General features: G+C 49.8%; 26 protein-coding genes. 1 reads left to right on the forward strand and 25 read right to left on the reverse strand.

The features are described 5' to 3' along the window. Positions 1-3: 3 nt before the first annotated feature. From ACFOLF_RS04245 to lepB, 3 genes are all read right to left on the reverse strand, one after another. Complete coding sequence (locus tag ACFOLF_RS04245; RefSeq protein WP_210041051.1) at positions 4-348, reverse strand: DUF3889 domain-containing protein; 345 nt, start codon at positions 346-348, stop codon at positions 4-6. Positions 349-425: 77 nt separating this feature from the next. Continuing rightward, entirely contained in the window at positions 426-1454 is a 1029-nt protein-coding gene (locus ACFOLF_RS04250; RefSeq protein ID WP_210041053.1) for a DUF4184 family protein, read from the reverse strand. A gap of 23 nt (positions 1455-1477) precedes the next feature. After that, complete coding sequence (lepB, locus tag ACFOLF_RS04255; protein ID WP_379112722.1) at positions 1478-2017, reverse strand: signal peptidase I; 540 nt, start codon at positions 2015-2017, stop codon at positions 1478-1480. A gap of 187 nt (positions 2018-2204) precedes the next feature. On the opposite strand from lepB, the gene ACFOLF_RS04260 reads away from it, so the two are divergent. Continuing rightward, positions 2205-3413 (forward strand): MFS transporter, encoded by a 1209-nt coding sequence (locus tag ACFOLF_RS04260; RefSeq protein ID WP_379112713.1) that lies wholly within the window; start codon positions 2205-2207, stop codon positions 3411-3413. A 302-nt stretch (positions 3414-3715) separates the two neighbouring features. Here ACFOLF_RS04260 and ACFOLF_RS04265 read toward each other — a convergent pair whose 3' ends face one another. The 22 genes from ACFOLF_RS04265 to sleB form a co-directional block, all read right to left on the reverse strand. After that, positions 3716-4219, reverse strand: a complete 504-nt coding sequence (locus ACFOLF_RS04265) for a RicAFT regulatory complex protein RicA family protein (RefSeq protein WP_210041057.1) — start codon at positions 4217-4219, stop codon at positions 3716-3718. Between the two features lie 40 nt (positions 4220-4259). Beyond that, the gene (miaB, locus tag ACFOLF_RS04270; protein WP_210041059.1) at positions 4260-5855 is read right to left on the reverse strand and encodes a tRNA (N6-isopentenyl adenosine(37)-C2)-methylthiotransferase MiaB; all 1596 of its coding nucleotides are present in this window, start codon (positions 5853-5855) and stop codon (positions 4260-4262) included. 142 nt (positions 5856-5997) lie between these two features. Then, the gene (locus tag ACFOLF_RS04275; protein WP_210041061.1) at positions 5998-6567 is read right to left on the reverse strand and encodes a phosphate propanoyltransferase; all 570 of its coding nucleotides are present in this window, start codon (positions 6565-6567) and stop codon (positions 5998-6000) included. A 103-nt stretch (positions 6568-6670) separates the two neighbouring features. Further along, positions 6671-7537 carry a 2-oxoacid:ferredoxin oxidoreductase subunit beta gene (locus tag ACFOLF_RS04280; RefSeq protein WP_210041063.1) on the reverse strand — a complete coding sequence of 289 codons (867 nt, stop codon included), beginning with the start codon at positions 7535-7537 and terminating at the stop codon, positions 6671-6673. Positions 7538-7539: 2 nt separating this feature from the next. Further along, complete coding sequence (locus tag ACFOLF_RS04285; protein ID WP_210041065.1) at positions 7540-9273, reverse strand: 2-oxoacid:acceptor oxidoreductase subunit alpha; 1734 nt, start codon at positions 9271-9273, stop codon at positions 7540-7542. 201 nt (positions 9274-9474) lie between these two features. Next, positions 9475-10422, reverse strand: a complete 948-nt coding sequence (locus ACFOLF_RS04290) for a dipeptidase (protein WP_210041071.1) — start codon at positions 10420-10422, stop codon at positions 9475-9477. Between the two features lie 93 nt (positions 10423-10515). Next, a complete protein-coding gene (locus ACFOLF_RS04295) occupies positions 10516-10782 on the reverse strand; it encodes a stage V sporulation protein S (protein WP_188992461.1) in 267 nt (88 codons plus the stop codon). Between the two features lie 150 nt (positions 10783-10932). Further along, on the reverse strand, positions 10933-11727 hold the full coding sequence (locus ACFOLF_RS04300; RefSeq protein WP_210041073.1) for a TIGR00282 family metallophosphoesterase: 795 nt from the start codon (positions 11725-11727) through the stop codon (positions 10933-10935). A 73-nt stretch (positions 11728-11800) separates the two neighbouring features. Beyond that, a complete protein-coding gene (gene rny, locus ACFOLF_RS04305; protein ID WP_210041075.1) occupies positions 11801-13342 on the reverse strand; it encodes a ribonuclease Y in 1542 nt (513 codons plus the stop codon). A 177-nt stretch (positions 13343-13519) separates the two neighbouring features. After that, positions 13520-14248, reverse strand: coding sequence for a RecX family transcriptional regulator (locus tag ACFOLF_RS04310; protein WP_210041077.1), 729 nt, complete (start codon positions 14246-14248; stop codon positions 13520-13522). Positions 14249-14393: 145 nt separating this feature from the next. Further along, on the reverse strand, positions 14394-15452 hold the full coding sequence (gene recA / locus ACFOLF_RS04315) for a recombinase RecA (protein WP_210041079.1): 1059 nt from the start codon (positions 15450-15452) through the stop codon (positions 14394-14396). Positions 15453-15656: 204 nt separating this feature from the next. Then, positions 15657-16919, reverse strand: a complete 1263-nt coding sequence (locus tag ACFOLF_RS04320) for a competence/damage-inducible protein A (protein WP_210041081.1) — start codon at positions 16917-16919, stop codon at positions 15657-15659. Between the two features lie 82 nt (positions 16920-17001). After that, a complete protein-coding gene (pgsA, locus tag ACFOLF_RS04325) occupies positions 17002-17580 on the reverse strand; it encodes a CDP-diacylglycerol--glycerol-3-phosphate 3-phosphatidyltransferase (RefSeq protein ID WP_210041083.1) in 579 nt (192 codons plus the stop codon). Between the two features lie 2 nt (positions 17581-17582). Then, positions 17583-18908, reverse strand: coding sequence for a 30S ribosomal protein S12 methylthiotransferase RimO (gene rimO / locus ACFOLF_RS04330; protein ID WP_210042192.1), 1326 nt, complete (start codon positions 18906-18908; stop codon positions 17583-17585). A 141-nt stretch (positions 18909-19049) separates the two neighbouring features. Beyond that, the gene (locus ACFOLF_RS04335) at positions 19050-19541 is read right to left on the reverse strand and encodes a YajQ family cyclic di-GMP-binding protein (protein ID WP_210041085.1); all 492 of its coding nucleotides are present in this window, start codon (positions 19539-19541) and stop codon (positions 19050-19052) included. Between the two features lie 117 nt (positions 19542-19658). Next, positions 19659-20627, reverse strand: coding sequence for a RodZ domain-containing protein (locus tag ACFOLF_RS04340; RefSeq protein WP_210041087.1), 969 nt, complete (start codon positions 20625-20627; stop codon positions 19659-19661). Between the two features lie 17 nt (positions 20628-20644). Next, positions 20645-21409 (reverse strand): DUF3388 domain-containing protein, encoded by a 765-nt coding sequence (locus tag ACFOLF_RS04345; protein ID WP_379112710.1) that lies wholly within the window; start codon positions 21407-21409, stop codon positions 20645-20647. A gap of 139 nt (positions 21410-21548) precedes the next feature. Continuing rightward, positions 21549-21800, reverse strand: coding sequence for a DUF3243 domain-containing protein (locus tag ACFOLF_RS04350; RefSeq protein ID WP_210041089.1), 252 nt, complete (start codon positions 21798-21800; stop codon positions 21549-21551). A gap of 160 nt (positions 21801-21960) precedes the next feature. Beyond that, positions 21961-22692, reverse strand: coding sequence for an elongation factor P 5-aminopentanone reductase (gene ymfI, locus ACFOLF_RS04355; RefSeq protein ID WP_210042196.1), 732 nt, complete (start codon positions 22690-22692; stop codon positions 21961-21963). 14 nt (positions 22693-22706) lie between these two features. Next, on the reverse strand, positions 22707-23993 hold the full coding sequence (gene yfmH / locus ACFOLF_RS04360; RefSeq protein ID WP_210041091.1) for an EF-P 5-aminopentanol modification-associated protein YfmH: 1287 nt from the start codon (positions 23991-23993) through the stop codon (positions 22707-22709). 4 nt (positions 23994-23997) lie between these two features. Next, entirely contained in the window at positions 23998-25278 is a 1281-nt protein-coding gene (gene yfmF / locus ACFOLF_RS04365) for an EF-P 5-aminopentanol modification-associated protein YfmF (protein WP_210041093.1), read from the reverse strand. Between the two features lie 140 nt (positions 25279-25418). Continuing rightward, positions 25419-26201 (reverse strand): spore cortex-lytic enzyme, encoded by a 783-nt coding sequence (sleB, locus tag ACFOLF_RS04370; protein WP_210041095.1) that lies wholly within the window; start codon positions 26199-26201, stop codon positions 25419-25421. Positions 26202-26217 lie beyond the last annotated feature (16 nt).

Genomic DNA, 26217 nt, shown 5'->3' on the forward strand with positions numbered 1-26217 from the left:
GGCTCAAATTATTTTATAATGAGCGGCCTGCTTGGCAGGCTTGCCATCCTCCGTAAACCGGATCATAATAACTTTCTCGGTCTTGCGATCGAACCAGATGCTCACCTTTACACCTAGCTTCCGGTTGCCTTTATCAACAATTAAACGGAAAGATTCGGAGAGAACGCCTGCCTGCTCGGTTCGTCTTCCCAAATGCTTATAGTCCACTATATCGGCATGATACCGTTTGATTGTTTCCTTCACCGCAAGTCTTCCCCATTTGGCATAATCGGGTTCAGCTGAAGCCGCATGCGTACGGCAGACCGTCAGAATCAGCAGAGCCGCTGTTAGAATCATTGTTTTTTTCATAAAAGGACACCTCCACTATTTGGAAAGTAGAGTGCCCGCACAAGCTCTATTCTATTCGTGAAACGTCAGTCGAATGTCTAGTACTTCCCGGGAAAGGTTACCCTTTGTTTCAAGGCTTTTCCTTGGTCACCGTTCTTGCCGTTGGCCCTTACACATAACATGCAGGATATAATCAGCAGAACTGCCCAGGCCAGGTAAAAGCAAAACCAGATAACCTGCTGTTCATTCTGAACATGCCGCCAATCCAGGATGGTACGGCTGGCCATCAGCCGATGCTCCAGCCATACCTGGGCCGCTTTATAGGAAAGAATCGTGATTCCGATAAGCACAAGTGATGCAACAGCAGCGATGATCCGGTTGTTTCTGGCCGCGATATACAGCAGCGAGGAGGCAAACCAGCCGAACAGCATCGCTGACATGGGAGCCACGATCCATACCCCGACCCAATCAAGATTATCGGCGGACAGCCCCTTGGCCAGAAACAGAAGAGCCCCAAGGGCCACCGCACAACCCCATAGTAATTTGCGCGTCATGGGGATGGCGAGAGGCTGCAAAGTGATGAGGGAAACGGACCTTAACCATACGAAATAACGCCGGAGCAGCACCAGCGCCGGAACAAGCAGCCCCAGAACAGAAAATCCATACTGCAGCCATGAGTAAACGCCTTTACCCGCTATTATGGTCCGCAGAGCAGGGAAATCACTGACAAACCCTCCTGTGTGCGTCCAGCCGTCCATGAAAATATGGGTCAGGAAGCCGATAAACAGCGACACGAGAAGGACCGACCATTCACGAAAAGAACGGACACGCCAATCCTTGAGCATGCTTTGAACGAAATGATCAAGGCCTCCCCGGGCAGGCATAAACTTTGGCAGAACAGGCTTGACGACCAAATGAAATACAAAAGCAAGCGCGATTGACAACGGCATTCCGAGCAGCAAAAACCCTTTCAGGGAATGACCGATGGTACGATACGGCTCCATGGCAATAAAATACTCCATATCAGGCGCCATACTGCCAAGCACAAGTCCAGTCACACTTAGCCATTTCGGGGCAATGCGGTGCAGCGGTGCTGCATATAACGGATGCGCGAAAGTAAAAGGCATCGTCTACCCCCTTTTTTCAAAAATCAATTCAGCAGTCCGAATTTATTAAGCGGCCACAAGCGGAACACCGCTCTGCCCTCCAGGCTTGATATGGAGATGGGGCCGAGCTCCCGGCTGTCCTGGCTGTTCTCGCGATTATCGCCCATCACGAATACTTTTTTGTCCGGAACGGTATAGGGGATACTCAACCCGTTGCTGAATGTCAACCCTTTTACATAAGGCTCTTCCAGCACGGTTCCATTAATAAGAACGTGTCCATCCTTGATATCGAGCATGTCCCCTGGCAGTCCGATGACCCGTTTAACCAGTCTTTTATCGCTTTCAGGTCCCGAAATAATGACAATATCACCACGGTTAGGCTGATCAAAATGATAGGACAATTTGTCCTCGATCAGCCGCTGCCCTTCAAAAAGGGTATGCTGCATGGAAACATTTCTAACCTCGGTTTGGGCAAATGCATAATTCTGAATGAGAAGTGCTGCGACCACTGCAATCGTTAATGATAATAACCAGTCTCTGACCTCGCGTACCCATTTCCTGGTCCTTGGCTGCTCCGGCTCCACTTTCAACTTCCATTCTCCTCTCTGTCCTTCAAGGATATCCAGGCTAAGCATCTGTCATTAATACGATTGAACCTGGTAATTAGTTGCTTTGCACATCCAAATCTTCAATAAAAAAAGGATTGCTCCTCCTAAGCGGCATGCGATAGAGTATAGAGACAAAACCCACTATGCCAAGGAGTGAAACAGCTTGCAAGTTGAAACTGCCGCCCGCCTGAGCCGGACCAGCATGGCCTTAAGCCGGTTTGATCATGCTGTCTTTATCGCCGTTACATTACTTTATTGGTCGACTCTGTATGTTTATGTTCCTATATTGACACCTTTTATGAAGGAAGGCGGCTATTCGGACATCCTGATCGGTGTCGTGCTCGGGAGTTATGGTTTTACGCAGATGTTCATCCGTTTCCCGCTGGGATTGTTGTCGGACAAGATGCACAAGCGCAAGCCCTTCATGATGCTGGGTCTGTTGAGCGGAGCCCTCAGCTGTCTCTTGTTTATGATTCCGGGTTCATGGATGTGGCCGCTGGCTGGAAGGATCATGTCCGGCGTATGCGCATCCGCCTGGGTTGCCTTTACAGTGCTCTATGCCGCCTACTTCTCCGCTAATGAAGCGACCAAAGCGATGAGCAACATCAGCTTCCTGACGGTCATCGGTCAATTGATCGGAATGACGCTAAGCGGTTGGCTGGCTGGCGCTTACAACTGGAATGCGGCTTTTATTACAGGTGTGGGACTTGGGCTCTTGGGTTTGATTCTGACCTTTGCGGTAAAAGAGCCGCAGGGCGGTGTCGCCCGTGCCCCGATATCGCTCAAATACTTGCGGGAGATCGTTCGGAATCCGACCCTGCTGCAGGTATCCATACTATCTATTCTGGCGCACAGCGTGCTGTTTATTACCATGTTTGGCTTCACGCCGCTGAAAGCGACCTCGCTGGGAGCGACAAGCGGCCAACTCACGATTATCGTTATTGCGTTCATGGTGCCGCATGCAATCACATCCCTGCTAAGCGGACGAATTATTGCGCCCCGCTTCGGAACCTGGAATGTTGCTGCAGCCGGATTCGCACTCAGCGCGGTATTCACGGTCGCCATCGCATACTCGCCTTCACTGGGGTGGCTGGCAGCCACGCAGGCGCTGAACGGCTTTGCCCAGGGCCTTCATTTCCCGCTCCTGCTGGGACTCGCCATACAGCCGTTTGAGCCGTCTAAACGGGCGACGGCCATGGGATTCTACCAGGCGGTCTATTCCGTAGGCATGTTCGCAGGACCTTTTCTTGCCGGCTTTGTTAATGACGGCTTTGGCCGGGATTACGGATTTTGGCTGGGAGGGGCATTTGCGCTCAGCGCCGTTATACTTACCTTGATCTGGAAACGCTCTCCCAATCAAACCATTCGTTAAAAGCTGCTCCATCTCGTAACGGCTGCAATTCTTTGGCTGTTAACAAAGCTTTCTTTATTTTACCAAACGGCGGCCTTCCTGTCAGCTTGCCTGCAGCTTTGGAAGTATGGCTGTCTATCTTTTTTACCGCCGCTTTACTTCTATGCAGCGGGTAAAGCGGCGATGGAACACAGCTGTATCCCGGCAGCGCTGCAAAGCTTGCTCCCCCGGCGCAAAGCACGGTAAACTTTATATTTTAGAAAAGCTGGCGCCGATAAGAATCGGGCCAGCTTTTTTGCGGGGATCGGGACGGGTGTTCCTTCTTATTCGATACATTCCTCCGGATCATCGGCAGGCGATGCATCCTCAACATTGATTTTCTCGGCGACTGTGTCACGAATGACGGACACGACCGTTTGCAGCAGATAATTGATATCCGCCTGGCTTTGCTGAAATTCCGTAATAATCGGAATTCCATCCAGCTCATCCTGCAGCACTTCTATTTCTTTTTCGATCTTGGCGACCATATCCGTATTTTTGAACGTGGTTTCAAATGCCACGATTTCCTTCTGCTTCTTCTTGATCAGCGCAATCAGATCCTGAATGCGCGTATTGCCCTGAATCTGCTTCTCTGCGCGGCGGAAATGCTGAACTTCCTCGGATGTATACAGCATGTCGGCCAATTCCTTGGTTTTGAGCATAATATCTTTACGAACGATTATATCTTCCGTATTAAACGAAGGTACATTATAACCTTCTCCGTGCGCATGATCATGCTCGTGTTCGTGTCCATGCTCATGTTTTGCTGCTGTCTGTTCGTTAGCCATGTTCATTCCAACTCCTCAATTTTTTGCGCAGCCATTGTCCTTATGACACCGCTTCTTGCGCAGACGGTTCTATAATCGGTTCTGCTTTGATATACCAGGTTTGTGAATCGGTAACACGTGCCTGGATGAACTGTCCGATCCATTCCCTGGGCCCTTCCAGATGAACCAGCTTATTCGTGCGCGTCCTTCCGGACAATACATGGGCATTGTTCTTGCTTTCGCCTTCCACGAGCACTTCCACCAGTTGGCCGACCATTCTCTCATGGCTGACCCGGCTCAGCTCGGCTATCAGACTGTTCAGACGCGCCAGACGGGCTTTCTTAACCTCCATAGGGATATTATCTTCCATGTCGGCTGCCGGAGTCCCGACACGGGGCGAATAAATAAACGTATAGGCGGAATGAAATCCGACCTCGCTCACAAGCGACAGCGTATCCTCAAACTGCTCATCAGTCTCGCCGGGAAATCCGACAATGATATCCGTCGTTAACACGGCATCCGGAATCGCCCGTTTGATTTTGCCGACCAGCTCCAGATACATCTCCCGCGAATATTTTCGGCTCATCCGCTTCAGGACTTCCGAACTGCCCGATTGGACCGGCAGATGGATATGCTCCACCAGGTTGCCGCCTCCGGCCAGAACTTCAATCAGATGATCGTCAAAGTCGCGCGGATGGCTTGTCGTGAAGCGCACACGCGGAATATCGATCTTCGAGATATCCGCCATCAGATCCCCGAATCGGTATTGGATATCCTCAAAATCTTTGCCGTAGGCATTCACATTCTGGCCAAGCAGCGTTATTTCCTTAAAGCCTTGACGGGCCAAATCCCGCACTTCGGCGATTACATCCTCCGGACGGCGGCTGCGTTCCTTCCCACGCGTATACGGTACAATACAGTAGGTGCAGAATTTATCGCAGCCATACATGATATTAATCCAGGCCCGCATGCCTTCGCGTTTCTTCGGAAGGTTCTCGATAATATCGCCTTCCTTGGACCACACTTCGACGACCATTTCCTTGCTGAACATGGCATCCTGCAGCAGCTGCGGCAGCCGATGGATATTATGCGTACCGAAGATGATATCCACGAACGGATGCTTCTGCATAATGCGGCCTACCACAGATTCCTCCTGGGACATGCAGCCGCAAACGCCAAGTATCAGCCCTGGCTTCTCAATCTTCAAATGCTTCAAATGACCAAGCTCGCCGAATACTTTATCCTCCGCATTCTCTCTTACCGCACAGGTATTGAGCAGGATTACATCGGCCTGCTGACGGTCTTCCGTCGCCTGATAGCCCATCTCCTCGAACAAGCCTCTCATCACTTCCGTGTCATGCTCATTCATCTGGCAGCCATAGGTGGCGATTAAATAAAACTTTCCTTGACCAAGCTTGGCAATCTGGGGAGGTATAACAAAATCGTAGTGCACCTGAATCTCTTCCTTGCCGCGGCTCTTCTCATTCTTGTAGCTTGGCGCAGAGTTGATCGTAATATCCCGGCCCTTAATCCGGTATGTCGTCTTGCCTTCAGTCTCCTTGATGACTTTGGCGCCTGAGAAATCGAAGTATTTGGAGTAGTCTTTTTCGCTCTTCACGGATTGCAGCTCCGCAGCGTTCTGGCTCTCCTTGCTCACGTTGTGTTTCACTTCCTTCCAATATACGTGCACCAATTGCTTGATTGTATCGGTCCATTCCCTGATTATATCAAACTGCCGTCTGTTTATAAAGAAAAATGAGGACCCGCATTCGGGCCCTCACGTACCATCATCAGTCTTCTTATCCGATGATTTCCGCCTGATCTCCTGTCTTTGCCCCGGCCGCATTGGCTTCATCCGTATCAATATGCATATCCAACGCATAGTCCGGTGATACGCGGGCGATCACCTGGTCAAGCACAAGGCCTCTTTCTCCGTGCAATCGCACGGATAACCGCTGCTTGTCCGTTATTCCATAACGCTCGGCATCGTTTGTGTGAAAATGAATATGTCTGGCGGCCACTATAACGCCTTCTTCTATCTTCACTTCCCCCGCCGGACCTTTAATTACAATACCGGCAGATCCGGCAATATTGCCCGATTCCCGCACCGGCGGATTCACTCCGAGAGCGAAAGCGTCCGTACGCGATACTTCCAGCTGTGTTCGCCTGCGTACCGGTCCAAGTATGCGGACCTTCGGGAAGCTGCCTTTTGGTCCGATGACCTCAACGGTTTCGTTTGCCGCATATTGGCCGGGTTGTGACAATGGTTTAAACTCGGTAAGCGCGGCACACTCGCCGAATAACAAGACCAAATCTTCTGGAGATAAATGAATATGCCGGGCGGAAACACCTACAGGTACTGTCCTCATGCTGAATTCTCCTATTCATCTAAAAAGTATTGATCCGCTTATCTTGTATAAAAGGCATACAGCCCGAGTGGGTTGTATGCCTTCATTAAGCTGCCGCGCCGTCTTATTTGAACTCGGCAAGCAATTTCTCGAATTGATCCTGCGGCAGCGTCAGATCCTGGTTGGCCAAGCCCTCTTCTTTGAAGCCGACAATCAGGTCATCGTAGGCTTTCCGCTCTTTATTCTGATATATCAGGCCGGTCAGCATGCCGCCGGTCTCCATGATTTTATTCATCGCCAGCATCCGGTTGGAAGAATCATATTCAGGAAACTGTTCCAGATTGACGATATTCTCTTTAAACCAGTCGTAGGTGTTGACTTTATTGAACGTTACGCAAGGGCTGAATACGTTGATCAGCGAGAAGCCTTTGTGATTCAGGCCTGCTTCTATCAATGCAGTCAGCTGCTTCAAATCGCTCGAGAATGATTGGGCTACGAATGTTGCTCCTGCCGACATTGCAATTTCAAGTGGGGACAGCGTCGACTCGATCGATCCTTCAGGCGTTGACTTGGTTTTGAAGCCTTCCGCGCTGCGCGGGGAAGTTTGCCCCTTTGTCAAACCGTATATTTGGTTATCCATAACAATATACGTAATGTCCAGGTTGCGGCGAATGGCATGCACGGTATGTCCCATACCAATCGCAAAGCCGTCCCCGTCGCCGCCTGAGGCAATAACGGTCAGCTCGCGGTTGGCAAGCTTCACACCCTGCGCGATCGGGAGCGACCGGCCATGGATCCCATGCAGCCCATAGGCATTGATATAACCGGAAATCCGGCCGGAACAGCCGATGCCGGAAACGACTGCCAATTTCTCAGGCTCCAGGCCCACATTCGCTGCCGCACGCTGAATCGCCGCTTGTACGGAGAAGTCGCCGCAGCCGGGACACCAGTTAGGCTTTACGTTATTACGGAACTCTTTGAATGTCGCCATCTCTAGACCAACTCCTTACAAGCTTTGTAAACTTCGGAAGGCAGGAACGGATTGCCGTCATATTTCAGCAGGCTGTGTATTTTTTCGGCTTGACCGACGTGCAGCTTCACTTGGGAAGCAAGCTGCGCTGTCGCGTTATTCTCAAGTACAACCACTTTTTTCGCGCTCTGCATGTACGAGTTTACCAGATCGGTAGGGAATGGATGGATTTGGCGAATAGTAATGTGATTGATTGTATGTCCATCCTTATCCAGTCGGGTGCGCGCTTCGTCTATCGTTCCGCCAGTGGAACCCATTCCAATGACAAGCAGATCTGCTTCCTCATGTGGAGCATCAGCCCGGACCGCATCGCGGATCAGCATATTGTCAAGCTTCGAAAGTCGTTTGTCCATCATTTTCTTGCGGTTGACGGCGCTCTCGGATGGACGCCCGGTCTCGTCATGCTCAACGCCAGTCACGTGATGGATACCATTCTTGTCGCCTGGAATAACGCGCGGTGAAACGCCATCTTCCGTCAGCTCGTAACGCTTGAACAACTGATTGGTTTCAAGCTCCGGCAGGTCTCGGGTAAGCTTGCCGCGGCTGATTTTCACTTTGTCCAGATCAAGCGTCTCGCAGGACTGCTTGCCCAGCGAAAGCTGCAGGTCCGTCATCAGAATGACCGGAACCTGATATTCCTCGGATAAGTTGAAGGATTCAATAGTGTCATAGAAGCAGTCCTCTATCGAAGCAGGAGCAATGACAATCTTCGGAATTTCCCCATGCGTTCCGTAAACCATGGCGTTCAAGTCGGATTGCTCCTGTTTCGTAGGCAGCCCAGTTGAAGGTCCGCCGCGCTGGGTATCCACGATAACGAGCGGCGTTTCGGTCATGCCCGCAAGGCCGATGGCCTCCATCATCAACGACAGGCCAGGTCCCGCGGAAGCGGTCATTGTACGCACACCTGCGTAATTGGCTCCGATCGCCATCGTTACTGCTGCAATCTCATCCTCGGTTTGGACAACAGTCCCGCCGAGCTTGGGCAGCTTTTTGATCAAATATTCCATAATTTCCGAAGCGGGGGTAATCGGGTAAGCAGCCATCAAGCGGCATCCGCCGGCCAAAGCGCCGAGTCCGATTCCTTCATTGCCGATCATGAACAGCTTTTGCTTGCCGTCTGCAGGCTCAAGCTGGAATTCCTCCAGCGGACCACCGGCCAGATCCAGTACAAAATCCGAGCCGCGCTTGACCGCCTCCACGTTCTTCTCGACGATCGCCGGACCTTTGCGTCCGAACTCCTCTTCCACCGCTTTATTAAATACATCGATAGGCAGACCAAGAAGCGCCCAGGATGCGCCGGACGCCACCATATTTTTCATAAGGGAGGTGCCAAGATCCTCTGCAATCGATGTGATTGGTACAGGAAACAAACGGGCGTTGGTACCCTCCGGCAGAACGGGATTGAATTTTGCGTCAGCTACGACTACGCCGCCTGCACGAAGTTCATGTGCGTTCAAATCGATGCTTTCTTGGTCGAACGCGACCAGAATGTCCAAATCATCGGATATCGCCCGAATCGGATTCGTGCTGATCCGAATTTTGTTATTCGTATGCCCGCCCTTAATACGGGAAGAAAAGTGACGATACCCGTACAAGTAGTAGCCAAGTCGGTTGAGCGCCGTAGAGAAAATACGGTCCGTACTTTCAACGCCTTCCCCTTGTTGTCCACCGATCTTCCAAGACAATTGACTGATCAAAATGCCCATCTCCTCTTTTTGATGAACGTTCTTTCTCGACAAATTATAACGAAATACATGCTGTATGTTCATGGAAATTATATAGAGTCTCATAAATAGTATGATGACAGGTACTAAAAAGCAAGATGTAAACGCTATTTTCTAATATAACTCTTTTCGATGGAATCCATACCGGAAAGAGATCGAATGGCGAATAATTATTCAGGCAGGCAGATGTTTCGTTAAGAAACGAAGCGCATTTTCAGCAAAAAAATCTTGAACTTGCTCTGCATTATACTGTTTCAGCAGCGTTTCTTTCAAATTCACCAGCTCCCCAGGATTCGATAGGCCCGCCACATGGGTATCGATACCATCAAAATCGGAACCAAAAACCAATTGCTTTCCGCCCCCCAGCCCGCATATCCGCTCCACATGCCGCAGGACATCATTCATATCAGCGCGGCCGCCTTCACGCACGAACTGCGGCACAAAAGTTACACCGATCAATCCGTCCACCGCAATAAGAGCTCTTATCTGATCATCCGACAAATTGCGAGGATGGTTGCAAATCTCCCTGGAGTTGGAATGGGAAGCAATAATGGGTCTGCCTGAAGCATCCACCACATCCCAAAAAGAGCGCTCGCTCAAATGCGAAGCATCCAGCAGTATGCCTAATCGGTTGCATTCCGCTACAAACTCTCTGCCTTTGGCCGTTAGCCCCCCCTGCCTGGGTTCCATGACACCGTCAGCACCCCAGTTGGCATTATTCCAAGTCAGACCCGCCGCGCGGACGCCAAGCTCAAACAGGATGCGCAGCATAGCCATATCTCCCTGCAGTCCATCTGCCCCTTCGAGTGAAAGCATAGCGCCGATCACCCCGTCCTTGCGCAAATTCCGCACATCTTCCGGAGAGCGCACGAAGCGCATGCCGGGTGCCGCGAGCACCTTTTGATGAAACAAATCAATGCTTCGCAGGATTGGAACCATTGTTTTCTCGCTGCGCTCGGAGACATAGATAGCAAAGATCTGGAGGATCGAATCCGCCTGCTGCAATCTTGGCAATGACACATCGAGCATCAAATCGGGGTTATCTATGAAGGACAACCGGTCATTTTCAAGCAGCTTCCACAGCACATCACAATGAAAATCAACGGCGGGTATTATTTTCATATAAGCTTTCCTCCCAAGCTTTCCCATATTTGCATGCAAAAAAACCTGTCTACGCCGTAAACAGGTTTCAAATTGAATATTTAGGCAGTATCCTTATCGCGGCTCCACAATAAGCTTGATTGCCGTACGATCTTCTCCATCAATGACGATGTCTGTAAAAGCCGGAATGCAGATCAGATCCACCCCGCTGGGAGCCACAAATCCACGGGCAATAGCAACCGCTTTTACCGCCTGGTTCAAAGCACCAGCCCCGATGGCTTGCAGTTCGGCCGCTCCGCGCTCACGCAGTACACCCGCCAACGCCCCTGCAACGGAATTAGGATTGGACTTTGCTGAAACTTTTAATACATTTACGTCCATGTAAAGTACCTCCTCGGGAATGATGGATGGATACCACTATTTAAATAGTATTCGAGAGAGGCAATAAAATTCCTTCTTTATTGGCGAACACTTTACAAAATGTTCTGAATTATGAGAATTTTCAATGATTCATATTGGAAACCGCTATGATTACATCATGGCCAAGTCTGTCTCGGTCATGCGTATTTTCTGAATCCGCTTCGCTTGCCCGGTAGATTCATCGATATCAATCAGGGCCGCATGAAAATGCCAGTCTCCTTCATCCACGACGAACCGGGTCGGAAGCTGCGTTTTGAATTTGTAAATAACCGCTTCACGTTCCATACCGAGAACGCCTTCCTTGGAGCCCACCATGCCGACATCGGTTAAATATGCAGTGCCCCCAGGCAAAATCCTATCATCATTGGTTTGTACATGGGTATGTGTACCTACAACAAAAGAAGCTCTGCCATCCAGATACCAGCCCATGGCAATTTTCTCCGAGGTCGCTTCCGCATGAAAATCTACGAGAATGCATTTGGTTTCCGCTCGCATCTGATCCACCAGCTCATCCGCCTTGCGGAATGGACAATCAATCGGAGGCAGGAAGGCCCGGCCTTGAAGATTAATAATCGCGAGCTCCTTGCCATTCGCTTTTATAATCGCTGCCCCTTTGCCAGGAGCCTCATCAGCAAAATTGGCGGGACGGATGATACGCGGCTGATCATCGATCCATTCAAATATATCTTTGTTGTCCCATGTGTGGTTCCCCATGGTGATGCCATGAACGCCTGCATCCAATAATTCCTTAACAATCGCGGCTGTGATTCCTCTTCCTGCTGCTGCATTCTCACCATTTGCGATGATGATATGGGGATTATATTTGCTCTTGAGCGACGGCAGTATTTTTTTGACCGCAGTGCGGCCGACGCTGCCGACGATATCACCGATAAATAAGACGTTCATCTCATAACCTCGCTTATATAGACTAGAAAAGTGGCCGACAAGCAGCCACTTTTCCAGTTTCTTTCTGATTTTGTTATTTGGCATACTCGACTGCACGCGTTTCGCGAATGACTGTCACTTTGATATGACCCGGATAATCGAGCTCACTCTCAATTTTCTTCGTAATATCACGCGCCAAGCGGAATGCTTCGGTATCATCAATCTTGTCCGGTTGAACCATGACGCGAACCTCGCGTCCTGCTTGTATAGCATACGACTTCTCAACGCCTTCAAACGATTCTGAGATGCCCTCAAGCTTCTCCAGACGCTTGATGTACGTTTCGAGCGTTTCACGTCTTGCTCCCGGTCTTGCAGCGGACAGAGCATCTGCAGCTCCAACCAGCATCGCAATAACCGATGTCGCTTCACAATCGCCGTGATGGGATGCAATACTGTTGATAACAACGGGATGTTCCTTATATTTCTTGGCCAGCTCAACGCCAATTTCCACATGAGAGCCTTCCACTTCATGATCGAGTGCTTTACCGATGTCATGAAGCAATCCGGAACGTTTGGCGAGCGTGATATCTTCCCCTAGCTCCGCTGCCATAAGTCCTGTCAAATAGGCGACTTCCATGGAATGCTTCAATACGTTTTGACCATAACTCGTCCGATATTTCAATCGGCCCAAAATTTTGATCAAGTCCGGATGTAAGCCATGCACGCCAACCTCAAAGGTAGCCTGCTCCCCGTATTCGCGGATTCGTTCATCCACTTCCTTACGCGATTTCTCGACCATCTCTTCGATGCGGGCTGGATGGATTCGTCCATCTGCAACCAGCTTCTCAAGCGATGTCCGGGCAATCTCGCGGCGTATCGGATCAAATCCGGACAAGATGACCGCTTCCGGTGTATCGTCAATTATGAGATCGATACCGGTCAACGTTTCCAGGGCACGAATATTGCGGCCTTCACGCCCGATAATGCGGCCTTTCATTTCTTCATTAGGCAGTGTAACGACGGATACAGTTGTTTCCGCCACATGATCTGCTGCGCAGCGTTGAATCGCAAGCGAAATGATATTGCGGGCTTTCTTATCGGCTTCCTCTTTTGCTTGTTGTTCAATTTCTTTAATCATTTGCGCTGTTTCATGACGAACTTCCAATTCGACATTGTTCAGGATGATCTGTTTGGCCTCATCCATCGTCAAGTTCGAAATACGCTCAAGCTCACTAAGCTGCTGCTTGTAGAGAGAATCGATCTGTTCTTGCGTCTCCTCGATCCGTTTCTCTTTGTTGGCTACTTGTTCTTCTTTGCGCTCCAGCGTTTCTATCTTTTTATCCAACGACTCTTCCTTTTGAACAAGCCGTCTTTCAAGACGCTGTACCTCATTGCGACGTTCGCGAATATCTCTCTCTGCCTCGGTACGGAGCTTGTGGACTTCGTCTTTCGCTTCGACCACTGTTTCTTTCTTGAGCGCTTCTGCTTCTTTACGCGCACTGTCAACGATCTGACTTGCGGCTTGCTCGGCGCTAGAAATCTTGGCCTCGGCGATTGACTTTCGAATAAAATACCCGATACCAAAGAAAATCACACCAACAACGAGAGCGATCAGGATCCAAATCCAATCTGGCATCTTCTCACCTCCTCGTTGCTCACCAAAGCAAACGCTTGGGACTATTTTGTTTTCCAGCCGGTTTTTAACCCGATCCATACATAGCATTTTGACGAAATAAATCGTTTCGAATCAATTTTTGGAAGAAAAATCGACTCTGGAAGAAGGAATACACACTCATTTTATCTTTTGTGAAAATCAATTGTCAAGGGTATGCCCGTTTTCGTCGTCTTCACCGGACCGGCTTGCCTCGTTAACGGCCTGTTTAACCACCGCGCTCGGGAATCCTCTGCGCAGCAGAAATGCCATCAGTTTCCGTTTTCGGTCCCGGATTTCCCCTTTCACATAAGGCCATTTCTTCTTGGCTGCGCGTATGGCAACCTCGGTCTCCATCTGCGAATCGAGTCCCTGAGCGGCCTCCTTAGCTGTGCCGCTGGCTATGCCGCGATGCGTCAGCTCCTGCTGCAGCAGCCGTCTTCCCTTTAATTGGCTTCGCATTCGCTGCTCGGCAAACTGATTGGCATAGGAGATATCATCGACCAGCCTCTCGCCTTGCAATCTCGCCAGAGCTTTGCCGATTGCGGATTCATCAAGCCCTTTGCCAGAGAGATAACGCGAAATTTCCTTCTCGGTGCGGGGCCTTGGCCCCAAATAAATCAATCCCAAAATATAAGCGCGATGATCATTGTCCTTCTCCACAATCTGCTTCAGCTCATGCGGATCAATCTGCCTCCCCTTCAAAAGCCTGTGCGTGACAATTAAATCTTCGTGAACAGAGGTAAAGGGCTCATCATTGCCATCCATATACAAATGGTAACGCCGCTTGTCCTTGCGTTCCTGTTCAATAGCGGTTATAAGCATCATACCTGCCTCGGTTTGTTCTTCCTGCTCTTCTTGCTCATCTTGCACCCGTTCATCATCCTTCATCTTATGGCTGCTCCTTCCCTGCCATTTCCCTTGAGCTTCTCCCTAAAATGAATGGCATCAAATAAATAAGTTCATGTTCTATATCATGCAGAAAAGCACCCGCGAAGGTGCTCTTCCGAATCTATTCATAGCCAAGGGTAAATAGTTATTCCAACTCGAGATCAAGATCCAGCTCGTCTTCGTCCTCATCATCCACGGCAGAAGCTGTGAGCGCGGCGGCTGACAAATGGCTTGCTTCCCGAATTTGATTCTCGATTACTGTTGAAGTATCAGCGTGATCCTTCAGGAACTGCTTGGCATTCTCCCGGCCTTGTCCCAAACGTTCTCCGTTATACGAGAACCAGGCTCCGCTCTTCTGTACAATATCCATCTCAACGCCGATATCGACAATGCTGCCTTCCTTGGAAATGCCTTCGCCATACATGATATCAATCTCAGCCTGTTTAAAAGGCGGGGCTACCTTATTCTTAACGACCTTGATACGGGTCCGGTTGCCGACAATGTCATTACCCTGCTTGATGGATTCAATACGGCGCACATCAAGTCGAATTGTGGAGTAGAATTTCAATGCGCGTCCACCAGGGGTCGTCTCTGGATTGCCAAACATAACGCCAATTTTCTCACGCAGCTGATTGATGAAAATCGCGATGGTCTTGGATTTGCTGATGGCGCCTGACAGCTTACGCAGTGCTTGCGACATCAATCGCGCCTGCAGGCCGACATGGGAATCCCCCATTTCACCCTCGATCTCGGCTTTGGGCACAAGTGCCGCAACCGAGTCAATAACAACAATATCCACTGCGCCGCTGCGGACGAGCGCCTCAGCGATTTCGAGTCCCTGCTCACCGGTATCGGGCTGGGAGAGCAGCAATTCATCGATATTAACGCCAAGCTTGCTGGCATACAGCGGATCAAGAGCATGCTCCGCATCGATGAAAGCGGCTTGTCCACCCACACGCTGTACCTCAGCAATGGCGTGAAGAGCTACTGTCGTCTTACCGGAGGATTCCGGTCCGTACACTTCAATAATCCGGCCTTTGGGCAAGCCCCCGATACCAAGAGCAATATCCAGGGCAAGGGAACCAGTGGATACTGTTTCCACTTTCATATGATTCGACTCCCCGAGCTTCATGACGGAGCCTTTCCCGAATTGTTTCTCTATTTGACGTAATGTCGTTTCAAGCGCAGCGCGACGATCTGACAACGCGTTCACATCCTTCATTATTTATAATGTAATGATACCTTGTTTCTCCTCTAATGACAATAGTTTTTACGAACATATATTCTTATTTTTTTCATCGGCCGATGAATGAAAAAAAGAACCGCAGCAAAGTGATCTTCGCCACGGTTCTTCCGTCAACTAATGACGATTATATTTCATTTTCCGTATTCTGACAAGCAAAAATCATCATCTGCCCGGCTGTTCGGCAGACAGCAGCTGCCAGAACCTGTACAGGAGCGACTTCACCGATCTCACTCTTATAATATCGCGCGTTCCGCTCAGCTGCGCCTTATGCACAATTGTCGGTTTGCCGCGCTCGGCAATGCCAAAATAGACCAGACCGACAGGCTTGCCTTCAGCTTCACTCGGGCCTGCAACCCCGGTGAGCGACAAGCCGAAGTCGCAATCCGTTAAATCGCGCACCCGCTCCGCCATAAGTGCTGCCGTTGATTCAGATATGGCGCCAGGCGCGCCTGCTCCTTCCAGTTGGGACAACGGGATGCCCAGCAGCTGCTGCTTCATCTCGTTGGTGTAGGTAACGACGCCACCGACGAATTCGCCGCTGCTTCCCGGCAGGGTGGTCACAAGCTCAGCCAGCAGCCCTCCTGTAAGACTTTCGGCACTGGCAAATTTGCGTCCCGTTACTCTAAGCAGGCGTATGACCGCTTCCTCTAGGGGAATATCCTCGTTCGCAAACAAATATTGGCCAACGCGCTCCTTTATCTGCAGCTCCGCCTGATCCAGTCTGGAATCCGCCTCATGCAAGGAGAGCGCTTTGGTGGAAAGTCGGATGGCTACCTCACCTTCTTTGGCATACGGGGCAATTGTAGGGTCGGACTGGACCTCGATCAAATCAATAATCGCCTGCTCCAGACTGGATTCTCCAATGCCGGCAAACTTGAGCAGACGGGAGAAGAGCCTGCGTTCCTCGCCCATTACGCTTCGCAGCCAGGCTTTGGCCGGACCGTCAAACATCGGCTTCATTTCCCGGGGCGGCCCTGGCAGCAGCACATAATGAGTACCCTCGACAATCAAAGCGTTGCCTACAGCAAGACCGGCGTCATTCACGAGCGGATCACTGCCTTCAATCTGATTCGCCTGCCTGCGGTTGCTTTCCACCATATGCATGCCGCGCGAAGTGAACAGATTCTCAATTTTCACCATGGACGGCTGATGAATCGAAATTCCACGGTTCAAGTAACCGGCGAGCGCGTCCTTGGTCAGGTCATCCTGGGTCGGTCCAAGTCCGCCCGTAAATACGATCAGATCGGCCCGGGTGCGGGCAATCTCGACCGCCTGCACAATACGGACGGCATTATCCCCCACTACCGTCTGAAAATAGACATCGATTCCCAGCTCGGCAAGGCCTGTTGAAATATATGTGGCATTGGTGTTCACCGTTTGACCCAGCAATAGTTCCGTTCCGACTGCTATAATTTCAGCGCGCATGTAAACCGCTCCATTCCATTAGGTAATGAAAAGCACCATTCCCATGTAATGACAGAGAATGATGCTTTACAAACAAATTGTCCTACTCCGTAAGCGGAATAAGATTTTTATTTTTGATGAAATAATCAATTCCCGAATAGACCGTAATAAGGGCAGCAGCCCAGCTTGAAATAAGATCGAATCGGAAATCGAGAAACGTAAACGGAAAATTATTCAGCAGCAAATCGATGATCATCGTAATTTGCACGGCTGTTTTCCACTTGCCCCACGTACTCGCCGCCAGCACCTTGCCCTCCAGCAGCGCAATTTGGCGAAGCCCGGTCACCGCAAATTCGCGGCTTATGATCACAATTGCAATCCAGGCATCCAGCTTATCCATTTCGACAAGCGAAATAAGCACCGCCGCCACAAGGAGCTTATCGGCTAATGGATCAAGCAGCTTGCCCAGGTTAGTCACGATTTTGTTCTTGCGTGCGATATAACCGTCTAGTCCATCCGTACTGGCCGCAACGATAAATATCAATGCAGCCAGGATCTGATTCCAGGTTATCGAGAAATCATCAAAGCTAAGCGGCTTTAAATCCACATTGATGAGCAGCAAAAACATAATAATCGGGACTAAAAATATGCGAATCAATGTGATCCGGTTGGCTAAATTCACGATTATAGCCCCTCCCCGGACATATCAAATTCATAGGCATGCGTTATGCGCACTCTTTGAATTTCGCCAATTCCAGCCGTGCAGTTGGAAATAAAAACTTCACCGTCAATTTCCGGCGCATCATAAGGCGAACGACCCACGTAGACGTCGCTGCGGCCATCGTAGCGCTCAACTAGCACTTCAATATCATTGCCAACGTATTTGCCGCTGATGTCCTTGGATACCTGCCGCTGGATTTCCATCAGAGTATTGGCTCGCCACTCGATCACTTCGCTTGGCACATGATCCGGAAGCCGGACAGCCGGCGTATCTTCCTCGCTTGAGTAGGAGAACACACCCAGCCGGTCAAATTTCATTTCCCGGACAAAATCGCACAGGCGGTTAAAGTCTTCTTCGGTTTCCCCTGGAAAACCAACGATAATTGAAGTACGCAGGGCGACATCCGGAATCCTGGAGCGGATTTTGGCTACGAGCTCCCTTGTATCACGCTGCCGGCCAGGTCTGCGCATCCGCTTCAGGATGGAATCCTCACTATGCTGCAAAGGCATATCAATATAGTTGCAAACCTTTGAATTGGATGCAATCGTATCAATCAACTCATCCGTGAAAAATCCCGGATAGGCGTAATGAAGCCGGACCCAAGCAATGCCTTCCACTTCGCTGACACGATTAAGAAGCTCCGGAAGCATGAATTTGTCATACAAATCCGTTCCGTAGTTCGTTGAATCCTGTGCAATCAAGCTGACTTCCTTCACGCCTTGATCTGCAAGCATCTGAACTTCGTTTACAATGGATTCGATAGACCGGCTGCGGAACTTGCCCCGCATAATCGGTATCGAGCAGAATGTGCAAGCATTATCGCAGCCTTCCGCGATTTTCACATAAGCGGTATAACGGGGAGTGGTAACCAGACGAGGAAGCTTCTGGTCATAGTCAAAAGCAGGATTGCCTACCTTGACCGGTCTCTTCCCGCGGAGCGCCTCATCAACGATATCGGTAATGTGATGAAAATCACCCGTTCCAACGATGCCGTCTATTTCCGGCATCTCTTCCATCAACTGCTTCTTATAACGCTGAGTCAAACACCCGGAAACGATAAGCGCCTTCAGCCGGCCCGTCTGCTTGAACTCCGCCATATCCAGAATCGTATTAACCGATTCTTCCTTGGCCGCGTCAATAAATCCGCATGTATTGACAATAATTACAGTAGCTTCATCAGCCTGATCGACAAGCTGATAACCGCGTTCATCGATTAATCCAGACATAATCTCTGAATCGACCAAATTCTTTTCACAACCTAATGTTACAACTTTCACTCGTTCCGTCATCATGTATCCCCCAGATTCCTCCGAAAAGCTATCTCAACAAGTATAATACAAGGCCCAAGGCGTGTCAAAACAGGAAAAAGTCCTTTCCCACGCGCTCTCAGGCGTTAAAGAGGACTTCATCCACATTCACAGCAAAAAAAGTTATCGGTAGTTTGTGAATTGCAATTCTATTTGCAAATCCGCACCGCGGAGCAGCGCCATTACAGCCTGTAAATCATCGCGGCTTTTGCCGGTAACCCGGATTTGATCTCCCTGTATCTGGCTTTTCACCTTCAGCTTGGAATCCCGGATAAGGATATTGATTTTTTTTGAAATATCCTGCTCAATCCCCTGACGCAACTTAACCCGCTGCCTGACCAAAGACGCGGAAGCGGATTCGACTTTGCCAAAATCCATGTTTTTGATGGGCACGCCGCGTTTGATCATTTTGGATTGCAAAATATCAATGACGCTCTTTAGCTTGTATTCATCGTCGGAGACAAGTATGATGTCTTCTTTTTCAAGCGAAATTTTGCTTTTGCTTCCTTTGAAATCAAATCGGGTCTCAATCTCTTTCTCTGCCTGGTTGATCGCATTGGCTAATTCCTGCATATCCACCTTTGAAACAATATCGAATGCACTTTCCGAACTCATTTTCGTAAGCAGCTCCTTTTTCCAATTATTACTTGAACCGTATTATAACCGATCCTTATGTATAAGAAAAGACATCCATCCTGGAAGTCCACAAGGATTGGATGTCTTCAATCTGATTTATTCACTTTCCTGGCTGCCATCCTGTGTTCCCTCTGCTATATCCTGCGATTGCCCGTTTTCACCGGAATCATCAGCAGGTGTTAACAGCATTTTGTGAGATCCGGTTTGATCCTTATCATCGATCAGAACGCCGTCAATCGTCACCTCGACGATGTTGGCATGGGCGATATTGATATAAATTTTACCCTCAACTTCGGCTGAGCCGGTCTCCCCATCCTGAAGGGTTTTCTGGTAAAGGCTTTTGCCCGATACGCTGTTCTGATTAATTCCCACCCAACTGCTTCCTCCTGTGAGCTTGAAGGTCACAGTGTGCGTTCCTGCGCTCGGAGAGTAGAAGAAATAATCGGTTTTTCCAGAAGAACGGTCTAATGTCAGCGCAATCTTATCAGGTGTTTCTGGAGTGTTATTCGGAGTTGACTCATCAGTGCCCGTATTCGTACCATTTCCCTGGTCCGTGGTTTGATCAGGCTCGTTCGTGTTGGTCGTCCCCGATGGATCGGCAGCGCCTCCCGTAACTGGCGGCTCGGTTTTGTCTGTCATTCCTGTTTGATCAACAGATTCGGTACCGTCCCCGCCGGGTCGGTTGATAGCGAAAATGTACACAACCACAACAATAAGCAGCAGAAAGGACCACATGAGAACGCGGAACCCAAACCGGCTCCAGCGGTCGGAGGCTTGGGTTTGGGCGCGGCGCGGCCGCTGTACAGGTTCGGCAATTTGCTCTGGAGCTGCCGATGGAATTTCCCTTTGATATAAGCGCAGCACTTCTTCAGCATCAAGACCAACATTTTCGGCATAATTTTTTACAAAAGCGCGAACGTAGAATGTACCCGGCAATACGGAATAATTTCCTTCTTCAATAGCTTCCAGGTAATGCTTGCGTATCTTTGTCAAATCCTGAATATCATCCAATGACAGCCCGCGCTGCTCACGCGCCTTGCGGAGTAAAGCGCCCAAATCCGACATGACCACACCTCCTATTCTTAAAATTCATGAAATCCGGATGTAAACAGATCGTATGAAATCTCTTCATCCGGTGTATTGCGCAGTTCGATAATATAATCAAAAGCGCTATAATCATATTCCGACTCTTTAATAAACATATCCGGATGTTCAATTACCTTCGTTGAGGGCATAGCCATGATCTCCTGAAGAAGAGCATGATGTTTCTCATTGGAACGCACCGTGCTGACGATCCCATCGATAATAAAAATATTATTCGGATTCATTTCTTCCTCGGACAATTGGCTGCGGACAGTCTGACGTAGCAAGGTTGAAGAAACGAATGTCCATCGTTTATTGGAGCACACGCTGCCCGCAATGATAGACTCCGTTTTGCCTACCCGCGGCATGCCGCGAAGCCCGATGATTTGATTGCCGTCACGCTTGAACACTTCACCCAGAAAATCCACCAGCAGCCCAAGCTCGTCTCTTGTAAACCGGAATGTTTTGCGGTCATCCGAATCACGTTCAATATAACGGCCATGACGTACAGCCAATATATCAACCAACTTGGGCTCTCTGAGCTTCAGCACGGTGATATTGTCGACCTTTTGCAGCATTCTGCCAAGAATTTCGATCTTCTCTTCATCATTCGTCTGCAGCAGCATGCCTCGCGTCCTATTTTCTACCCCATTAATCGTGACAATATTGACTTCCAGCATACCAAGCAATGAAGCGATATCCCCCAAAAGTCCCGGTCGGTTTTTATGTATTTTATATTCCATATACCATTGTTTAACTTCCAAATTTGACACCTCATTCGAGGAAATAAGTTCAATCGTTCAAGAAAGATTATTCTACAATATTCGCCATATTCCTGCAACACATCTATAAAAGATTGCAGAAAAGCCCCCTTCAAGGGAGGCTTTTCCGCAAGCAATCTGCTTACGATCTTTGTACAAGCTTGACCATCAGCCCGGCGATGGTTTTGCGTTCTTCTTCATTGCCGACTTCCCAAATTTCTTTGAGCGCCTGCTCCTGCTCATTCTTGGGATCGACCTTCTCGCCAAGGAAAGCCCCGATTTCATAAGCAAGATCCGAAATGGATTCCTCGCTCAAACCGATTTTCTTTCCCTGCTCCACCCGACCGGCCAAGAACTTTTTCCATGTGTCGAAATTAGAAAGGACGTTTGACATGTGTTTGACGCCTCCTCTGCGTGTTAGCCGTTATCCGGCAACATAACGTATTTTGCGCGCAAAGGTTCTTTCTTATACGACGAATTTAACCGCCATAAAGTTTCGATTCCTTGAAAATTCGCCATATGACCCCTTGAACTCAAAGTTAATTCCAAGTTGGTCAAGTGAGCCATCCGCCGTTGGGACTGATGATCTGCCCTGTAATATACGCCGATTCGGGCAGGGCCAGAAAATAGACCAGAGAGGCAATTTCATCAGGTTGTCCAAGTCTTCCCGCCGGGATTTCCATCTCCAGCGCTGAAATCTCTTCAGCCTCCAGTTTATCGAGCATCACTGTATTGACAGCGCCCGGAGCGACTGCATTAACGGTCACGCCGGAAGGCGCAAGCTCCTTGGCCAGCGCCTTCGTAAATGCATTCATACCGCCTTTGGTTGTGGAATACAGCACCTCGCACGACGCTCCCGATAACCCCCAAATCGAAGACACATTAATAATGCGCCCAAAACGCTGGGTTACCATAGCGGGCATAAAAAGCTGGGTACACAAAAACATGCCTTTTAAATTAACCGCCATCACGTCGTCCCATTCTTCTTCCGATACATCGGCAAGCATCCCATTATGGGAAATACCAGCATTGTTGACGAGGATATCCGGTATCATGCCGCGAGCATCCAGCTTCTCCTGCATCCGCAACAAATTCTCCTTTGAGCGCAGATCAGCCGAGACGGTGGTCACATTAGCCGCACCAAGAAGCAGGCAGCTTCTGGCTGTTTCATTGGCCGCCTCATGAGCTTCATTGTAATGGATCACGACATTCATGCCTTCCTTGGCAAAGCGACGCGACACTGCCGCGCCAATCCCGCGGCTTCCCCCGGTCACGAGCACCGTCATCTCATTTAACGTTTTCAAAGTGGAGCTTTGGCCACGATCGAAACTGCCATGCGGTCCCAGTTGAAATGCTCACGCAGCCGTTCGTTGACTTCCTCTAAAGTAATGCTCTCATAAATAGGCACCAGCTTGAACAAATCGGCGCCGCGGAACCGATAACGCGTAAATTCTCCGGCAATCGCTTCGGGAGAATTCAGCATGCGGAGATAGCCACCGATCTTTTTGCGGCGTGTCCGTTCGAAAGCACTTTCCTGAAGACCGCTTGCACGTGCTGCTTCAATCGCTGCCTTGAGCCGCGCCAGCAGCTCGTCAGGGTCCGGGGTCTCTCCGCCGATCACTGAGAAAGCATAATCCTCGCTGCTGTTATATTCATGACCGAAGGAATCAGAAATCAATTTATCGTCATACAGTGTGTTATAAATCGGCGAGCTGGAACTGAGCAGCGCATCCAGCATCAATTTGGTTGTCAGCTCTTTGCGGAGAAGTCCGGCCGGATCAAGCGGCTTGGGATCCTCTTTAAAACCGATCATGCATTTAGGCATGGATACGGGCAGAACAGCTGTTTTGCGTGCATTCTTGACGGATGAAGGCTCGGGATCAAAAAAGCGGTTGATCGCCCCCTGCGGCTCGAAGGATTTCCGCGCCTGATTATTACGTACAAGCTCCATCACCTTGCCTGGATCAACTCCTCCAACAATGAACAAAAACATGTTGGATGGATGGTAAAAGGTTTCATAGCAGCGGTAAAGGGTCTCCTTGTCAATCTTTCCGATGGATTCCGCAGTTCCGGCGATATCGATGTGAATCGGATGGTTGTTGTATAAGGCGTCGATCAGCCCAAAATAAACCCGCCAGTCCGCATTATCGCGGTACATATTGATTTCCTGCTCGATGATGCCTTTCTCTTTCTCCACATTCTCGTCGGTGAAATAAGGGTTCTGCACGAAATTCACCAGCGTTTCCAGATTCGCCTCAATCTGCTCCGTTGCGGAGAACAAGTAAACCGTACGGTCAAAGCTGGTATACGCATTGGCCGACGCTCCCTGGGAAGCGAATGTGGCAAACACATCACCCGTTGGCTCTTCGAACATTTTATGCTCAAGAAAATGGGCAATTCCATCCGGTACGGACACCGGCTCCTCTCCGCCAACTGAAAAGCGGTTGTCTACCGAACCATAACGCGTTGAAAATGTGGCGTAGGTTTTGCTGAAGCCTGCTTTCGGTAAAATAACAACCTCCAGCCCATTCGGCAGAACTTCCCGGTATATCGTTTCTTGAACGCCTGGATAAGCTAATGTTTCCACAGGCTTAGTCCTCCTTCCCGTCGCGCAGGAAATATATCGTATCCAGCTCTGTTTTTTGGGCAATAGCCGCAATCTGCCCGGCAGTTACCGCCTGCACCTGGCGCATCAGTTCATCTGCAGAACGCTCACGCCCGGTTAAAATCGCATTGAAATCGAACCCAATCATCTCATTGGCGGAGTCCTGCAGCTCACGAAGGTGATTGGCAATCATCGCCTTGGTCTGATTCATTTCCAGATCGCTGTAGGTACCGGTTCGCATGCTCGCCAGCTGCTCCTCAATGATAGCGGTCGCTTTGTCGAAATTATCGATTTCAATACCGGATTGTATGGTGCAGATGCCTTTATGCCCATCCAGACGGGAAGCCGCATAATAGGCCAGGCTTGCTTTTTCCCTGACATTCAGGAACAGCTTGGAATGCGGATAACCGCCCAGTATCCCGTTATACATCAGCGCTGCAGGATAATCCTCATCACCGTACGAGGTATTGATCCGCAGACCCATATTGAGCTTGCCTTGACTGACATCCATCCGCTCAATGACGGTTCGCACATCGGCAACCTTACGCGCAACAGGCGGCATCGTGTAAGACGACGGTGTCCCTGAACCTGTCTGGAAAGCTTCCGCTACAAGCGATTTGACTTCTTCAAGCGTCGTATCCCCAACCACATACAAATCGAAAGCAGCTTCGGATAATAAGGATTGATATCTCTGCGTTAAGCTTTGCGGCGTTATGGCATCAATATCGGCCATTTGGCCAAGCGGATGAAGGCGGTAAGGCTCGTCGCGGCACATTTCCTCCAGACAGCGTTCCGCTGCGTAACGGATTTTATCGTTAATGATCGCTTCCAGACGTTTGCGCAGCGTCTCTTTCTCGGCCTGGACGTACTTATCGCGAAAATATCCATTCTCCACTGCCGGTGCAGTCAGCACCTCACCAAGAAATTTAAGCGAGGAAGCCAGAAGCGGCTGCTCGGAAGAAACAAACCTGTCATTGATAACATCCATCCGGAACTGGATGATTTGCGAATCTCCACGCTTGTACACGTCGAATCCGAAACCCGCGCCATAAAGCTCATCCAGACGTTCGCGGAATGCGATGGTCTCGGGTGTAGAAGCGGTGCCGCGCCGCAGCACGAATGGTATCAATGCGTTGGCTGTCACTGTTGCTTCCGTTAAGGGAGACCCCATATAAAGCGAAATGGAGAATGTCTTGAATCGTTGTGTCGGTAAGACGTGCAAACGTATACGGTTAAGCTGTCCTCGTTCAAATGCAGATTTGGTCACGCCTCGCGTCCCCTTCCGCTAATAGTTTCTTATTCCTAAGTCAATCTATTCCATTTTTCAAAGCTCTATTCCATTCTAACTGATGAGAAATGGAAGAAGCAACCCGCGTTCATAAACGGGCTGCTTCGGGTGAACATGCATCACATGCAGAAAATATGTTTGCCAATCGTTTTGACCTGCGGACGGGACCATATCCATTTGGATGTCGCCGTCTCAGGGTTGAAATAATAGGTACAGCCCCCTGATGGATCCCAGCCGTTAATGGCGTCATTGACGGCTTTTGTGGCGCTCTCGTTGGGAGTCAGCCAGATTTGTCCATCCGCAACAGCCGTGAATGCCCCCGGCTGAAAAATAACGCCCGATATCGAATTCGGAAAGCTTGGCGATTTGACGCGGTTTAGAATAACAGCGGCAACGGCAACCTGACCGACGTACGGCTCACCGCGGGATTCTCCATATACGGCGTTGGCCATCAGCTTAAGATCATTAGCGGATAATCCCAGCCTCGAGGACTTCGTTTCATTGGATCCTCCGCCCGAGGAACCCGTGTTCCCGCCATCTCCGCCTGATGCAGGCGCCGGAGCGTCCGCGGCGGTTGGCTTCCAGCTCTTTGTAGCCTCCCAAAGCTTCAGCTTGGTTTTTGCCCCGACAACGCCGTCGGATTTCATTCCGAATTTCCATTGAAACCACGTGACGGCATTTTTCGTCGTGGACCCGAACTGGCCATCCACCTTGCCATTAAAAAATCCCAAATACTTCAGACGGCCCTGCAGTTCACTGACATCTTTTCCCGATGATCCGGGCTTTAACGTGGCGCTGCTGAAAGTTTCAGCGGTTTTCCCGCTGTTGCCATGCTTAAGCGTGAACGCGCCGAACAACAGAAGAACGATGACGACGGTCACCATTATTAATCGATTTCTCATCTTTGGAATCTGCCTT

Origin of the sequence: Paenibacillus sepulcri, assembly GCF_042647105.1 — a bacterium.
GTDB lineage: Bacteria > Bacillota > Bacilli > Paenibacillales > Paenibacillaceae > Paenibacillus_Z > Paenibacillus_Z sepulcri.

Excerpts from the sequence above, each read along its gene's own strand:
- ACFOLF_RS04245 (WP_210041051.1), bottom strand. The coding sequence starts at position 348 with ATGAAAAAAACAATGATTCTAACAGCGGCTCTGCTGATTCTGACGGTC.
- ACFOLF_RS04250 (WP_210041053.1), bottom strand. The coding sequence starts at position 1,454 with ATGCCTTTTACTTTCGCGCATCCGTTATATGCAGCACCGCTGCACCGC.
- ACFOLF_RS04265 (WP_210041057.1), bottom strand. The coding sequence starts at position 4,219 with ATGGCTAACGAACAGACAGCAGCAAAACATGAGCATGGACACGAACAC.
- ACFOLF_RS04275 (WP_210041061.1), bottom strand. The coding sequence starts at position 6,567 with ATGAGGACAGTACCTGTAGGTGTTTCCGCCCGGCATATTCATTTATCT.
- ACFOLF_RS04280 (WP_210041063.1), bottom strand. The coding sequence starts at position 7,537 with ATGGCGACATTCAAAGAGTTCCGTAATAACGTAAAGCCTAACTGGTGT.
- ACFOLF_RS04290 (WP_210041071.1), bottom strand. The coding sequence starts at position 10,422 with ATGAAAATAATACCCGCCGTTGATTTTCATTGTGATGTGCTGTGGAAG.
- ACFOLF_RS04295 (WP_188992461.1), bottom strand. The coding sequence starts at position 10,782 with ATGGACGTAAATGTATTAAAAGTTTCAGCAAAGTCCAATCCTAATTCC.
- ACFOLF_RS04300 (WP_210041073.1), bottom strand. The coding sequence starts at position 11,727 with ATGAACGTCTTATTTATCGGTGATATCGTCGGCAGCGTCGGCCGCACT.
- rny (WP_210041075.1), bottom strand. The coding sequence starts at position 13,342 with ATGCCAGATTGGATTTGGATCCTGATCGCTCTCGTTGTTGGTGTGATT.
- ACFOLF_RS04310 (WP_210041077.1), bottom strand. The coding sequence starts at position 14,248 with ATGAAGGATGATGAACGGGTGCAAGATGAGCAAGAAGAGCAGGAAGAA.
- ACFOLF_RS04320 (WP_210041081.1), bottom strand. The coding sequence starts at position 16,919 with ATGCGCGCTGAAATTATAGCAGTCGGAACGGAACTATTGCTGGGTCAA.
- rimO (WP_210042192.1), bottom strand. The coding sequence starts at position 18,908 with ATGACGGAACGAGTGAAAGTTGTAACATTAGGTTGTGAAAAGAATTTG.
- ACFOLF_RS04335 (WP_210041085.1), bottom strand. The coding sequence starts at position 19,541 with ATGAGTTCGGAAAGTGCATTCGATATTGTTTCAAAGGTGGATATGCAG.
- ACFOLF_RS04340 (WP_210041087.1), bottom strand. The coding sequence starts at position 20,627 with ATGTCGGATTTGGGCGCTTTACTCCGCAAGGCGCGTGAGCAGCGCGGG.
- ACFOLF_RS04350 (WP_210041089.1), bottom strand. The coding sequence starts at position 21,800 with ATGTCAAACGTCCTTTCTAATTTCGACACATGGAAAAAGTTCTTGGCC.
- ymfI (WP_210042196.1), bottom strand. The coding sequence starts at position 22,692 with ATGACGGTGCTCGTGACCGGGGGAAGCCGCGGGATTGGCGCGGCAGTG.
- sleB (WP_210041095.1), bottom strand. The coding sequence starts at position 26,201 with ATGAGAAATCGATTAATAATGGTGACCGTCGTCATCGTTCTTCTGTTG.